We start from the raw sequence: 13,256 nt of genomic DNA on the forward strand, positions 1-13,256 counted from the left end.
AGACTAGATGCGTATCGGACTGATGGGCGGTACTTTCGACCCAGTTCACTATGGTCACCTCAAACCCGCGGCCGAAGTCAAAGCCCGGCTAGAGCTGGATAAACTCTGGTTGCTGCCGAACCATATTCCGCCGCACAAGGCCAACGCCACCGCCAGCAGCGAGCAGCGCCTGGCCATGCTTAAACTGGCCTGCGACGAGTTCCCCGATATGGACATTTGCGATATCGAGCTCAAACGCAATGCCCCCTCCTATAGCGTCGCAACGCTGGAAGCGCTGCAGCAGGCTTTCCCAGGCGCCGAATTTCAATTCATCATGGGTACAGATTCCTTGCTGTCGCTGCCGAGCTGGCATCAATGGCAGCGGCTGTTTTCCCTGTGTAACCTGGTGGTTTGCCAGCGCCCGGACTGGCACCTGCCAAAGGACGCCGAAATCCAAACCGAACTGGCCCAAAGAGGCTGCTCGGTCGCACAAGCCTTGGCAGCGAGAGACAAGGGCCAACATCAAAGCGGCAAAATCATCAGCCTCTCGGTCAAGCCGCAGCCCTTCTCCTCCACGGCCATTCGCCGCGCCATCGCCGCCGGTAACATTAATGCCTGCAGCGCCGCCATGCCCAAAGCCGTGCTCGAATATATAGTTACAAACCGTCTCTATCTTGGCGGTTAACTGCGGTGGATGGGCGATAAATCCTATGGGACTTGCCCGCCAGCGCTGATATACTACTGCGCTTGATCAAAAACATGAGAGGATCTTCAGCGTGCAAGGCACAGAACTGAAACAATTTGTTGTCGACAAGGTCGATGATCTCAAGGCCCGGGACATAGTCGTGCTGGATGTCAGCAAAAAGTCCAACGTGACCGACTTTATGGTTATCTGCTCAGGCACATCCAAGACCCATGTTCGCGCCATTGCTGAAAATGTAGTTGCCGAAGCCAAACAAGCCGGTATGCAACCTCAGGGCGTAGAAGGCCGCGACAGCAGCGACTGGGTTCTGGTGGATCTGGGTGATGTGATTCTGCATGTGATGCAGGAGCAAACCCGCGAACATTACCAGTTGGAAAAACTCTGGTCTGACGCCAACGCCTGATGAAACTGCAACTCGTTGCCGTAGGCACCAAAATGCCGGACTGGGTCAGCAAGGGTTTCGCCGAGTACCAGCGCCGCTTCCCCAGGGACATGGCGCTGGAGCTGGTTGAAATCCCCGCCGGCAAGCGGGGCAAGAATGCCGATATAGCCCGTATTCTGCAAAAAGAGGGCGAAGCCATGTTGGCCGCGATCCCCAAGGGCAACCATATCGTCACTCTGGATCTGCCGGGCAGGAACTGGACGACTCCGGAGCTCGCCTCTGCCATGGAAAAGTGGCAGCTCGATGGCCGGGATGTCAGCCTGCTGATAGGCGGCCCGGAAGGCCTGGCTCCTGCCTGTAAACAAGCCGCCAGCCAAAGCTGGTGTCTGTCGGCCCTGACCCTGCCCCACCCTTTGGTGAGAGTCGTGGTGGCCGAGAGTCTGTACCGGGCCTGGAGCATCAACAACAATCATCCCTACCACAGGGAATAAGGCACCCAAGAGCCACTTGCTTTAGCTGACTTTGCATTAACTGTTTGAGCCGGAGAGAATCCATTGCCGCGTAGAAAGCGAATAACCATGCATGATCACGCCGCCGAGGCGGCACTGTTCAAACGCCGGGCGCTGTTTACCTTTGTCTGCGTGGTCGCTTTGCTCAGCCTGTTGCTCGGCAATCTTTACTATCTGCAGGTGGTATCTTTCAAAGACTACGAAACCCGCTCCAATGATAACCGTATCCGAGTGGTACCGCTGGCACCCAGCCGCGGCCTGATCTATGACCGCAACGGCAAGCTGCTGGCAGAGAACCTGCCCTTCTACACCCTGGAAGTGATCCCGGAGAAGGTGAAGAACATGCAGCAGACGCTGGATGAACTCTCAACCGTTATCGACCTCAGTCAGGATGAGCGCGACAGCTTCACCGAGTCACTGAAATATCACCGCCGCTTCAAGCCCTTGCCGCTCAAGACCAGGCTGACGGAAGATGAGGTGGCCCTGTTCAGTGTTAACCAACACAGGTTCGATGGTTTCTATGTCGATGCCGGTCTCAAACGTCACTATCCCTACAGCAGCCTGCTGACCCATGTGCTCGGCTATGTCGGCAAAATCAACTCCAGAGACAGAGACGCGCTGGAACGCTCCGGCAATTGGAAAAACTATGCCGCCACCAAGGACATAGGCAAACAGGGTATAGAAAAGTTCTATGAGAGCCTGCTCCACGGCCTGCCCGGGCATTTGGAGGAAGAGGTCAACAACCTGGGGCGCAGTGTCCGCACCCTCAAGGTGACCCAGCCCGAGCCCGGACAGGATATCTACCTGACACTGGATCTGCAGCTGCAGCAAAAGGCCACCGAACTGCTGGATGGCCGCCGCGGCTCAATCGTGGCGATAGACCCAAGAGACGGTGGTATTCTGGCCATGGTCTCCAGCCCCAGCTATGACCCGAACCAATTTGTGCACGGGATCAGTTCAAAAGCCTACAGCGAGCTGCTCAACAGCCGCTCGCGTCCCCTGATTAACCGCGCAACCCAAGGGCAATATGCCCCGGCCTCCACGGTCAAGCCGCATCTGGCGCTCCTGGGGCTGGAAGATCAAACCATTAGCGAGAAGACCCGCATCTGGGATCCCGGCTTCTGGCAGATCCCAGGGGTCGACCGTAAATATCGCGACTGGAAACGCTGGGGCCACGGCTGGGTGGATGTATATGACTCCATAGTTCACTCCTGCGATACCTTCTACTACGACATGGCCTACAAGGTGGGCATCGACAAGATCTCCGGTTTTATGGATCAATTCGGTTTCGGTCAGAATACCGGGGTGGATATCTTCGAAGAATCTGCCGGGGTAATACCATCGAGGGATTGGAAACGCCTCAAGTACAACCAACCCTGGTACATAGGCGACACCATCTCGGTCGGGATTGGTCAGGGTTACTGGACCACCACGCCTTTGCAGCTGGCCAATGCCACAGCCATTTTGGCCAACCGCGGCAAGCGTTTTACCCCGCACCTGCTCAAGGCCATCAAGGACAACACAGCCCGCATCGAGACGCCGGTGGATGAAAGGCCACCGATAGTGCTGAAAAACAAAAACAACTGGGAGATCATCAACGAAGCCATGCGCCGCACCGCGCAGAAGAGTCGCTTCACCGATGCCAGTTATACTGCGGCGATGAAGACAGGTACCGCCCAGGTCTTCAGCGTTGCCGAAGATGAGAAGTATGATGCGGACACCATTGACGAGCATCTGCGCGATAACGCGCTGATCATCGCCTATGCCCCCTACGAAGATCCAAAAATTGTGCTGGCGGTGGTACTGGAAAACGCCGGTTGGGGTGGCGCCAACGCCGGGCCGGTTGCCCGGGCCATGCTGGACGAATATCTGCTACGGGATACCTGGGAGTTGAAACATGAGCCACAGCCGTAAACCCAATATCTGGCAGAAGATGCATATCGATCTGCCACTGCTGCTAGGCATCCTGGGCCTGATGGGCTTTGGCCTGTTCGTCATCTATTCTGCCAGCGGCGAAGACCTGGCCATGATGGAGCGGCAGCTATTCCGTATGGGATTGTCCCTTGGACTAATGTTGATCCTTGCCCAGATTAACCCCGAGGTATTTCGCCGCTGGGCTCTGCCCATCTATCTTGCCGGGGTCGCGCTGCTGCTGGGGGTGCATTTCTTCGGTGAGATCAACAAGGGCGCCCAACGCTGGCTCAATCTGGGCTTTATGGAGTTTCAGCCGTCTGAGCTGATGAAACTGGCGTTCCCGATCACCATGGCCTGGTTTATCTCCAAGTTTCCCTTGCCGCCGAAGAAGCGTTATCTGGCCGGTGCCGGGGTGATTTTGCTGATCCCCACTCTGCTTATCGCCAAACAACCGGATCTCGGTACCTCAATTCTGGTGGCCGCCTCGGGGATCTTTGTGCTGTTTCTCTCCGGTATGAGCTGGGCCATTGTCGGTGGTTTTATTGCCGCCGTGCTGGCGCTGCTGCCGATTCTATGGTTCTTTTTGATGCACGACTACCAGCGCAATCGAGTGATGACCCTGCTGGATCCCGAGGCCGATCCGCTCGGTACCGGCTACCACATCATTCAGTCCAAAATTGCCATAGGCTCGGGCGGACTCTGGGGCAAAGGCTGGCTCGATGGCACTCAATCGCAGCTGGAGTTTTTGCCGGAGCGCCACACCGACTTTATCTTCGCCGTGATCGGCGAGGAGTTTGGCCTCATCGGCAGTCTGCTACTGTTGGCGCTTTATCTCTATGTGATCGGCCGCGGCCTGGTGATCGCCTCCAGGGCCCAAACCAGCTTTGCCCGCTTGCTGGCCGGCTCGCTGACCCTCACCTTCTTCGTTTATGTGTTTGTGAATATCGGCATGGTGTCCGGTATTTTGCCCGTAGTAGGAGTCCCGCTGCCGCTGATAAGTTATGGCGGCACCTCTATGCTGACATTGATGGCCGGTTTTGGCATTCTAATGAGTATTCACACCCATAGACGCTTCATCGACAGATAGGAACGCCTTAGATGCCGACATTCAAAAAGCTGCTCGCCCCTCTGGGCCTGCTGCTGAGTCTCAACCTCAGCGCCTGTGCCACCGCCGAGGTGCCCGCTTCCGAGCAGCTCAAACAGGATTTTATCAAACAGCAACAGAGCCAAGGCTTTAGCCAGGAAGAAGTCGAAAGCTTCCTCGCCTCGGCCCAAAAAAACCAGGCGGTATTGGACGCCATTTCCAGCCCTTGGGAGGCCAAACCCTGGCATCAGTACTACCCCATTTTTCTGACCGAAAAGCGCCTCGAAGCCGGGCTGAATTTCTGGCAGCAACATGAGCAAACCATAGCGCGCGCCGCCAAGACCTATGACGTTGATCCGCAAATCATAGTCGCCATTATCGGTATTGAAACCTTCTACGGCGGTTATATGGGCAAGTACCCGGTGATCGATGCCCTCTATACCTTGGGGTTCTACTACCCGCCACGGGCGACTTTCTTTCGCGGCGAGTTTGCCAAACTGATGACGCTGCTTAAAGAGGAGCAACTCGATAAGGAAACGCTCCTGGGCTCCTACGCCGGCGCTATGGGTTATGGCCAGTTTATTCCTTCAAGCTATCTGGCCTACGCCGTCGACTTTGACGGTGACGGCAAGCGGGATCTGCTGGGCAGTGTCGACGATGCCATAGGTTCAGTAGCCAACTATTTTCACCGTCACGGCTGGAAAGCCGGTGAGCCGGTGGCACTGGAACTGAGCACAACGGCCACGCCCAAGGCCAAGGTCTGGAAAGGAGAAAAGCTCAATTACCAAGTGGCCGATATCCTCTCCCCCGAGGTGGCTCTGATGGAAAACCGGGATCTGGATGCCAGCCAAAAAGCGCTGCTTATCGAGCTGGAACAGGCCGATGCCAAAGACTATTGGCTGGGGCTGAACAACTTCTATGTAATCACCCGTTACAATCGCAGCCCGCTGTACGCCATGGCGGTTTATCAATTCAGTGAACAACTAAAAGCCCACCATGACAAGACTTAAACTATTGCTGCCACTGACCGCCTCGATTCTGCTGGCCGCCTGTGCCGGCAACTCGGGCCGTTACACCATGAAAGATGATAGGCCTCCGGCCGATGCACCGGATGTCTCCAAGGTGGAAGATGCCCATCCCAGATTCGAGCCCTACAGCAAACAGGGCAACAAGGATTACCAGGTCAGAGGCAAATCCTACCAAGTGATGCCGTCCGGCAAGGGGTACAAGGTTGAGGGGCTGGCATCCTGGTATGGTGCCAAGTTTCACGGCCATCTGACCTCCAACGGTGAAACCTATGACATGTACTCCATGTCCGCGGCGCACAAGACATTGCCACTGCCCAGCTATGTCAGGGTCACCAATTTGGCCAACAACAAGAGCGTAGTGGTCAGGGTCAATGACCGTGGCCCCTTTCACCCAGACAGGGTGATAGATCTGTCCTACGCCGCGGCTTACCGGCTGGACATGCTGAAAACAGGCACCGCCAAGGTCAGACTGGAAGTCCTGTTTGAAGACAGTGAAGAGAGCCAGACCATGGCCGAACTTCGCAGCAACAACCTGCACTATGTACAGGTGATGGCATCCGGCTCGCGCGAACGTCTGCTTGAGTTGGCTTCAGAGCTTGAAAACAAATACCAGGTCAAGAGCCGAATCACAGATGCCAAGTCGGTATACAGGCTGCAACTTGGGCCGGTCAGCCATGAAGGTATTGCCGCCAAATTGCTGGAAAAGCTGAAGCAGGACGGCTTTCCGAGCAGCTATATGGTGACTGAACCAAAAACATAAGCGTTCAAAATTCCACCACATTTTTAACTAATTAAGGAACCTTAACTGAAATTTCCGGTCGACTAATGTTATACTCGCTGCCAATTTCAGCATATTTTCCGACTCCAACCAGAAGACGTATTCAGGTAATGATGAATTTTGTAAAAAGTCCCGCGAAAGCCTTTCTGTTGTTGGCCTGTGCCTCGGTTTCCGCCGCACAGGCCAACAATGCCCCGATAGTCGTCCCAGATGCACCGGACGTTGCCGCCAAGGCTTATGTCTTGATGGATTACAACTCAGGACGCTTACTGGCGGAAAATAACGCCTACGAAAGCCTTAACCCAGCCAGCCTGACCAAGATGATGACCAGCTATGTCATAGGTCAGGAGATCAAGGCAGGTAACGTCTCTGCCGATGACGACGTGACCATCAGCAAGAACGCTTGGTCGAAGAACTTCCCCGACTCATCCAAGATGTTTATCGAAGTCGGCAAGACGGTTAAAGTTTCGGATCTGAATCGGGGTATCATTATCCAATCCGGTAACGATGCCTGTGTCGCCATGGCCGAGCACATTGCCGGAACCGAAGGCGCCTTCGTCGATCTGATGAACTCCTGGGCCAAACAGCTGGGCATGCGTGACAGCTACTTTGAAAACTCCCACGGCCTGGATTCAGACAACCACAAGTCCACCGCCTATGATATGGCGCTGCTGGGCGCGGCCCTCATTCGTGATGTTCCCGACGAATACGATATCTACAAAGAAAAATCTTTTACCTACAACGGTATCAAGCAGTACAACCGTAACGGCCTCTTGTGGGATAACAGCCTCGATGTCGACGGTATCAAGACAGGCCACACCTCGGGTGCCGGCTATAACCTGGTATCCTCGGCCACCAAAGACGGCATGCGCCTGATTGCCGTGGTCATGGGCACCAAGAGTGAAGCCGCCCGTAAGGCCGAGAGCAAGAAACTGCTCAACTATGGCTTCCGTTTCTTTGAAACCATCACTCCTTACAAGGCCGGTGACAGCTTTGTCACCCAGAAGATCTGGTATGGCGACCGTGACACAGTGGACTTGGGTGTAACCACTGACACTCCTGTGACCATCAACCGGGGCCAGGCTAAAAACCTGCAAGCCAACTTCGAACTTACCAAAGAGCTCACCGCACCGCTGGCCAAGGGTGAAGTCGTCGGCCGGGTATACTTCCAGCTTGATGGTAAAGACATTGCCCAGTTCCCACTGGTGACATTGGAAGAAGTCAACGAAGGCAGCTGGTTCAGCAAGCTGATGGACTACTTCAAGCAGATGTTTGCCGGCTGGTTCAGCTAAGCCGATAAATTGTGAGAGAATGCCGCCTGCGGGCGGCATTCTTGTATCTGCCCAAAACATTGATATCAGCAGTGCCTGAGGTCATTTATCCTTGCAGCGCAAGAATAAAGCAGAAATGATCGGGCCTTGGTGAATTTTTTTGCTATACTCCGCGCCCGCCCGGGTTATCCCGGCACTTGGCGTATACTCAGGCCTGAGCTTCCGGCATTTGGGCCGCCGACACCCGAAATAGCTAAGACACACGCCAAGCGGTTGAATACAGGAATATCGAGATGAAGTTTGAATCTTATAGTTTTGCCCCCGAAATACTCCGCGCGCTCAAAGAGTGCGGTTATGAGAGCATGACACCGATTCAGAGACAGGCCATCCCTGCGGTTCGCCGCGGTCAGGACGTACTGGCCAGCGCCCAGACGGGCACAGGCAAGACAGCCGCCTTTGTGCTGCCTATTTTGCAGCGCCTGCAGGATAACCCGCTCGAACTCAAACCCGGCAATATCCGGGCCCTGATCCTGGCACCGACCCGTGAGCTGGTGTCCCAGGTTGCCGACAATGCCCGCCAATACGGCAAATACCTGCAGTTGTCGGTGGCCACCCTGTTTGGCGGCGTCAAGTCAGCATCTCAGGTCAACAAGCTCAAGCAAGGCGCCGACATAGTGGTAGCCACTCCGGGGCGTTTACTGGAACAACTACTGGCCGGTAACCTGAGTCTGGGCTCGCTGGAAGTGCTGGTGCTGGATGAAGCCGACCGTATGCTGGATATGGGCTTTATCAACGATATCAACAAAATACTTCAGAGCGCCGCCAAGCAGCGGCAAAATCTGATGTTCTCGGCCACCTTCTCTGGCGCGGTAAGGCGCCTAGCCGATGAGATAATGAACAAGCCCAAGGTCATCACCGCCGACCGCCAAAACACCACAGCGGTGACCGTCAGCCAGGTAGTCTACCCGGTAGAGCAGCGCCGCAAGCGTGAACTCCTGTCTGAACTTATCGGGCGCAAGAACTGGCAGCAGGTGCTGGTGTTTACCGCCACCCGTGAAGATGCGGATCATCTGGTCAAGGAGCTGAATCTCGACGGTATCGCCAGTGCCGTGGTGCACAGTGAAAAAGCCCAGGGCAGCCGCCGCCGGGCGCTCAGAGAATTCAAGGAAGGCAAGGTACGGGTATTGGTATCCACCGAAGTGGCCGCCCGCGGCCTGGATATTCCGGATCTCGAGTATGTGGTCAATTACGATCTGCCCTTCCTGGCAGAGGACTATGTGCACCGTATCGGTCGCACCGGCCGCGCCGGCAAGACGGGTGTCGCCATCTCTTTTGTCAGCCGCGAAGAAGAGCGCACCCTGGCCGACATTGAAAAACTGATCGGCCAAAAACTCAAGCGCATCATGATGCCAGGCTATGAAGTGAGTAATCGCGATCTCCTGCTCAAGCAACTGCAAAAGCGCCGCAGCTTCGCCAAGAAAAAGCCGGGTGCCAGCAGCGCCTCGGAGCAGGTCGCAGCGGAAAAGAGCATGTCCGGCCGCAGAGTTAAGGTTAAAGTCGGCTCCAGCGGCATCAAGCCAAAGAAGCTCAAGTGAGCCGCCCCGCTTGACGGGCTTTTGCTCCTATGTTGAACCACTAAAAAGCCGCGCACTGCGCGGCTTTTGGCTAATTGGGTTTTAGCTGGACTTTCTACCGGCTGGAAACACTCGCATTCTCGGCGGCAAAGCTTGCTCCCCTAAGGGATAAGCGCTTTTGTTTACCGAATTCAGAGCAAGGCATGGAACTGAGCCAACCACTGAGGATGGGCAGGCCAAGCCGGCGCTGTAACCAACTTGCCGTCAGTAATCGCTTCTGTCACCTCGATATCGGCATATTCACCACCGGCTTGGCGTACTTCGGGGGCACAGGCGGGATAAGCCGACACCTTCTTACCCTGCACCACTCCAGCGGCGGTCAGCAGTTGCGCCCCATGACAGACGGCGGCAATCGGCTTATCCGCCTTGGCAAAGGCCCGCACCAGCTCAAGCACTTCATCATAGAGACGCAGATACTCGGGTGCTCGGCCGCCGGGGATCAGCAGCGCATCAAAGTCATCGGCACTTATCTGCTCAAAGTCACCGTTGAGAACGAAATTGTGCCCAGGTTTTTCACTGTAAGTTTGATCGCCTTCAAAATCATGAATAGCCGTCCTGACAGTATCACCAGCCTCTTTGTCAGGGCACACGGCAGTCACCTTATGGCCCACCATCTGCAGCGCCTGAAACGGCACCATGATTTCATAGTCTTCCACATAATCACCGGCAAGGATCAATACGTTAGCCATTGTCTTCTCCTGTTATTCCATCGACTCACCATCAGACTCATCTTAACCAAGCCCATAGAGGCAGAGGTAACATCCGACTACTACCTCACCTTGTTCATTAAACAACCCAGTTGCCCGGCAGACAAGAGATATCCTTGAGATTGAAAAATTTACAGTAAGATAGCGGCGAAGACAGATCGGATAACTGTCTTACTGATAACCATTGTGGTGGTTTTTCTTTGTCTACCTGATATTGATAACTGCAGCATAGGGTATACTCAGCGCCCCATCCATATCTCTTATACGCGGAAATACAATGACAGAACAAAGCTACAATCAGGCCTTGCTGGCATTAACCCAAGCCGGCCTCGCTGCTTTGGCGGAACGTAACCATGCCGCCGGCAGCATCAAGACCCCGGCGGCGGAAAGTCATTTCCTCTGCAACTGGATGGTGCAGTCACTAAAAGAGAAGCGTTTCTCAAAGTTAGTGGCAGAAGATCTCACTCGCTGGATAAGAGAGGGACGAAGCCTGGGTGCCGGTGCCAAGTTACCCGAGGTGCTTAAACGTATCCAGGCGCAGTATCTGCCAGCCATCAATAATGCCGCAGTGGGGCAATCGCTCCAGAACCTGATTACCGAGCTCCAGGCCGAAGGCTGGCTCGTCATCCTCGACTGTGAAGTAAGCGGTAAACTCAAATTAGACAGCCAGGGGCAAAACAGCTTGGTGATCTCCACAGAGCAGTATCAGCAGCATCTGCTCGATGGCAACTTGATTAAACCCATCACCCTTTATATCCGCGCCGACGAGCAGTTGATTGCCCAGTTTGCTGTCAAACATGCGCTTCTATTCAGCCAGGGGGATAAGAAAGCCAGTTGCATCAAGCACCATAAAGCTTATCGACTCTATCCTGATAACCAACAGCCCGCATTGGCATTGCTCAAAGCTTAACTTTCAGCATCGGAAATGACCTTGGGAATGGCACTGGTGAACACGCTCACCGCAGGAGCCAAATAACATTGATTGGGCTTCCAGCCCATTGCCTGCCGCAGGCTTATGCACAGGCGCCCCTATGACTCGCTGCGAGTACTTCCCTGGATCGGAAGGTCACAGTTCCGCCTATGCCTGGAAAATAGGCGTATGTCTGTAGCTGAATACGACTCTGTGTGGGAAAACTTGCACCCATTCCCCCTTCGGAGCCGCCGCTGGTGTTGTTGCAAATTGGCGTAGCCGAGACAGGGACGTCGAGGCTCGAAGGTCGAGCAAGGCGAATGTTGCGAAGCAACAAGTTCATGAGCGCGAGCCAAGGAAGGCGAGCTGGCCGTTATGCATGGATGTATTTGGCGAGTCCTGAGTGTAGCCAATTTGTTTCATAAGCCAGCGGGGATTTCGGCTACGTCGGGGGTGTCCTTGGGGATGCAAGGGGCTTTGAACAAGCAAAGCCTCTTGCCCGGTGTGGTGTGGAACACCACGACTTTAGGCCGCTGGCACAGCGGCAATCATGGCTTTAAGCCAAAACTCACTAATGAACTTGATCCTAGCGGCTAGCTAAGTTGTAACTCATCACCTGCGGTGCACCTTTCGCACAGGCGATCCTGTGACTCGCTGCAAGTACGTCCTTGTAAGCTCTACCTCGCCATCCCTGGCTCGGAAGGTCACAGTTCCGCCTGTGCCTAGAATTAGGCGTATATCTGCAGATCTCTCAAATATTTCAAGCTACTCCATTGTCACAGAATTGCACCGGCTCCCGCTCGAAGCGGCCGCAGGGCGTTGATGACAATCGCGTAGCGAGGCATGGATGCCGAAGCAGCGCCAGTCGAATCAGGGATGAGCGTCTGGCGCGATAGCGAATTGACATCATAAGCACAAGGGGTTGTCCGCTGCGTCGCGGGTCGCTGGGGGTTTGGAAAGGGGGCGAGTCGATACAGCCCCCTTTCCTCGGGTGTGGGCGAAGCTCCACGACTTTATGCCGCTGGCACAGCGGCAATCATGGCTTTAAGCCAAAACTCACTAATGAACTTGATCCTAGCGGCTAGCTAAGTTGTAACTCATCACCTGCGGTGCACCTTTCGCACAGGCGATCCTGTGACTCGGCGTGAATACGTCCATGTAGCCTCGACGAAAACGTCCCTGTTTTCGACGGTCACAGTTCCGCCTGTGCCTGGGAAATAGGTGTATGTCTGCTGACACTTCAGATGTTTCAAGCTACTCACAGCTAATAATGGGTGTCTTTGTTGTTTTTACGGGCAACAGTCATAACTAACCTCAACTGAGCTTTGATGGGTATTTCAAAGCCTAGTCAAAGCCGTGTAAAGCATCAAAAAGGTATGGTTGTCCTATCTTTTTTCGATCTTTTTCGACGCCCCGCTTAGCGGCGCGAACGCAGTGAGCGTCCAGACCATAACATTAAGCTGAGGGGGTTAACTTTCCGAGATCTGATTCAGACACTCTGCCCGTTTCCAACAGCCACTCCTTGCAAGAACTATTATCAAGGCAAGAATAAACCCCAATCAGTGCCTGCCCCCAATTAATTAATAGTTTTTGAGAGTTCATTGTGGGTGTCATTTTGGCTAATTCTTCAGTTTTTTCTTTATATTTGATTGCCGTTTCTATTTGAGAAAATCCAGCCTCAGAGAATGCACTTTCATACATTTCATATATCGCTTTACTCTGGCAGGAGTTGTCTTTATTACACTGCGCTAGGTTTTGTTGAAATGACATTAGTCCAGCATCACTAAGCGCGCTGGTTTTAGATATTCTTTCAACATTTTCCATAGTGATTTCTGCCGCCGAATCTCCGCACCCAGATATGCTACACATTATTGCTGCAGCAGACAGGCCGAATATTACTTTTTTAAACATTTAGTACTCCTTAGTTTTTGTGTTATAACGCCGCGTTAAGGGGTGAACAACGCTGCCACCCTACTTAAACCATTGTGCCATAAACACATAAGCTAAACTTTGAACCGAAACCGCCAAGAAAGAATATACAGGACATCCTAAACACTTTCTGAGCCGCAAGGAAGCTCGTTGCAAAGAATATACAGGACATCCTAAACACTTTCTGAGCCGCAAGGAAGCTCGTTGCAGGGGTCAGTCTCTGATAAATAACGACGTATTTTTGGAAGTAGACTCTCTAAGACGAGTAATCTGCATGCTTCATACAAAAACTGCAGTTACCAGGCAGGCCAACGGCAGGCTTAAGCCTGTTTCTGCAAAATCACCAAGGGTTTAAGGTTAATGGGGATGTATTGCTTGGCTTTGTTGCTTACCCCGGCACCATTTACCGCCATATTTGGCCTTCATGG

The 13,256-nt window shown here is 53.9% G+C and carries 12 protein-coding genes; 10 read left to right on the forward strand and 2 right to left on the reverse strand.

Annotation, left to right across the window (positions count from 1 at the left end):
• Positions 1 to 7 precede the first annotated feature (7 nt).
• From nadD to AYI96_RS13675, 9 genes are all read left to right on the forward strand, one after another.
• Positions 8 to 664, forward strand: coding sequence for a nicotinate-nucleotide adenylyltransferase (nadD, locus tag AYI96_RS13635; RefSeq protein WP_144361790.1), 657 nt, complete (start codon positions 8 to 10; stop codon positions 662 to 664).
• A gap of 91 nt (positions 665 to 755) precedes the next feature.
• Entirely contained in the window at positions 756 to 1,085 is a 330-nt protein-coding gene (rsfS, locus tag AYI96_RS13640; RefSeq protein ID WP_025011675.1) for a ribosome silencing factor, read from the forward strand.
• Positions 1,085 to 1,555: a 23S rRNA (pseudouridine(1915)-N(3))-methyltransferase RlmH gene (gene rlmH / locus AYI96_RS13645; protein ID WP_039034324.1), complete on the forward strand. Its 471-nt coding sequence runs from the start codon at positions 1,085 to 1,087 to the stop codon at positions 1,553 to 1,555. The genes rsfS and rlmH overlap by 1 nt, the downstream gene beginning before the upstream one ends.
• An 87-nt stretch (positions 1,556 to 1,642) precedes the next feature.
• The gene (gene mrdA / locus AYI96_RS13650) at positions 1,643 to 3,487 is read left to right on the forward strand and encodes a penicillin-binding protein 2 (protein ID WP_409928944.1); all 1,845 of its coding nucleotides are present in this window, start codon (positions 1,643 to 1,645) and stop codon (positions 3,485 to 3,487) included.
• Positions 3,471 to 4,574, forward strand: a complete 1,104-nt coding sequence (rodA, locus tag AYI96_RS13655; protein ID WP_039034326.1) for a rod shape-determining protein RodA — start codon at positions 3,471 to 3,473, stop codon at positions 4,572 to 4,574. The genes mrdA and rodA overlap by 17 nt, the downstream gene beginning before the upstream one ends.
• 11 nt (positions 4,575 to 4,585) lie before the next feature.
• Positions 4,586 to 5,581 carry a lytic murein transglycosylase B gene (gene mltB / locus AYI96_RS13660; RefSeq protein WP_101095962.1) on the forward strand — a complete coding sequence of 332 codons (996 nt, stop codon included), beginning with the start codon at positions 4,586 to 4,588 and terminating at the stop codon, positions 5,579 to 5,581.
• The gene (locus AYI96_RS13665) at positions 5,568 to 6,359 is read left to right on the forward strand and encodes a septal ring lytic transglycosylase RlpA family protein (RefSeq protein WP_039034328.1); all 792 of its coding nucleotides are present in this window, start codon (positions 5,568 to 5,570) and stop codon (positions 6,357 to 6,359) included. Before mltB ends, AYI96_RS13665 begins: the two co-directional genes overlap by 14 nt.
• A gap of 128 nt (positions 6,360 to 6,487) precedes the next feature.
• Positions 6,488 to 7,669, forward strand: coding sequence for a serine hydrolase (locus AYI96_RS13670; protein WP_071477045.1), 1,182 nt, complete (start codon positions 6,488 to 6,490; stop codon positions 7,667 to 7,669).
• 272 nt (positions 7,670 to 7,941) lie between these two features.
• A complete protein-coding gene (locus tag AYI96_RS13675) occupies positions 7,942 to 9,243 on the forward strand; it encodes a DEAD/DEAH box helicase (protein ID WP_039034330.1) in 1,302 nt (433 codons plus the stop codon).
• Between the two features lie 170 nt (positions 9,244 to 9,413).
• Here AYI96_RS13675 and AYI96_RS13680 read toward each other — a convergent pair whose 3' ends face one another.
• The gene (locus AYI96_RS13680; RefSeq protein WP_025889577.1) at positions 9,414 to 9,971 is read right to left on the reverse strand and encodes a DJ-1/PfpI family protein; all 558 of its coding nucleotides are present in this window, start codon (positions 9,969 to 9,971) and stop codon (positions 9,414 to 9,416) included.
• A gap of 295 nt (positions 9,972 to 10,266) precedes the next feature.
• On the opposite strand from AYI96_RS13680, the gene AYI96_RS13685 reads away from it, so the two are divergent.
• Positions 10,267 to 10,899 carry a DUF2913 family protein gene (locus tag AYI96_RS13685; RefSeq protein ID WP_144361792.1) on the forward strand — a complete coding sequence of 211 codons (633 nt, stop codon included), beginning with the start codon at positions 10,267 to 10,269 and terminating at the stop codon, positions 10,897 to 10,899.
• Between the two features lie 1,455 nt (positions 10,900 to 12,354).
• Here AYI96_RS13685 and AYI96_RS13690 read toward each other — a convergent pair.
• A complete protein-coding gene (locus tag AYI96_RS13690; RefSeq protein ID WP_144361793.1) occupies positions 12,355 to 12,810 on the reverse strand; it encodes a hypothetical protein in 456 nt (151 codons plus the stop codon).
• Between the last annotated feature and the right edge of the window lie 446 nt (positions 12,811 to 13,256).

Source organism: Shewanella sp. MSW (genome assembly GCF_007636515.1).
Classification (GTDB): Bacteria; Pseudomonadota; Gammaproteobacteria; order Enterobacterales; family Shewanellaceae; genus Shewanella; species Shewanella indica.

Excerpts from the sequence above, each read along its gene's own strand:
- AYI96_RS13690 (WP_144361793.1), bottom strand. The coding sequence starts at position 12,810 with ATGTTTAAAAAAGTAATATTCGGCCTGTCTGCTGCAGCAATAATGTGT.
- AYI96_RS13670 (WP_071477045.1), top strand. The coding sequence starts at position 6,488 with ATGATGAATTTTGTAAAAAGTCCCGCGAAAGCCTTTCTGTTGTTGGCC.
- nadD (WP_144361790.1), top strand. The coding sequence starts at position 8 with ATGCGTATCGGACTGATGGGCGGTACTTTCGACCCAGTTCACTATGGT.
- rodA (WP_039034326.1), top strand. The coding sequence starts at position 3,471 with ATGAGCCACAGCCGTAAACCCAATATCTGGCAGAAGATGCATATCGAT.
- AYI96_RS13680 (WP_025889577.1), bottom strand. The coding sequence starts at position 9,971 with ATGGCTAACGTATTGATCCTTGCCGGTGATTATGTGGAAGACTATGAA.
- rlmH (WP_039034324.1), top strand. The coding sequence starts at position 1,085 with ATGAAACTGCAACTCGTTGCCGTAGGCACCAAAATGCCGGACTGGGTC.
- AYI96_RS13675 (WP_039034330.1), top strand. The coding sequence starts at position 7,942 with ATGAAGTTTGAATCTTATAGTTTTGCCCCCGAAATACTCCGCGCGCTC.
- mrdA (WP_409928944.1), top strand. The coding sequence starts at position 1,643 with ATGCATGATCACGCCGCCGAGGCGGCACTGTTCAAACGCCGGGCGCTG.
- mltB (WP_101095962.1), top strand. The coding sequence starts at position 4,586 with ATGCCGACATTCAAAAAGCTGCTCGCCCCTCTGGGCCTGCTGCTGAGT.
- AYI96_RS13665 (WP_039034328.1), top strand. The coding sequence starts at position 5,568 with ATGACAAGACTTAAACTATTGCTGCCACTGACCGCCTCGATTCTGCTG.
- AYI96_RS13685 (WP_144361792.1), top strand. The coding sequence starts at position 10,267 with ATGACAGAACAAAGCTACAATCAGGCCTTGCTGGCATTAACCCAAGCC.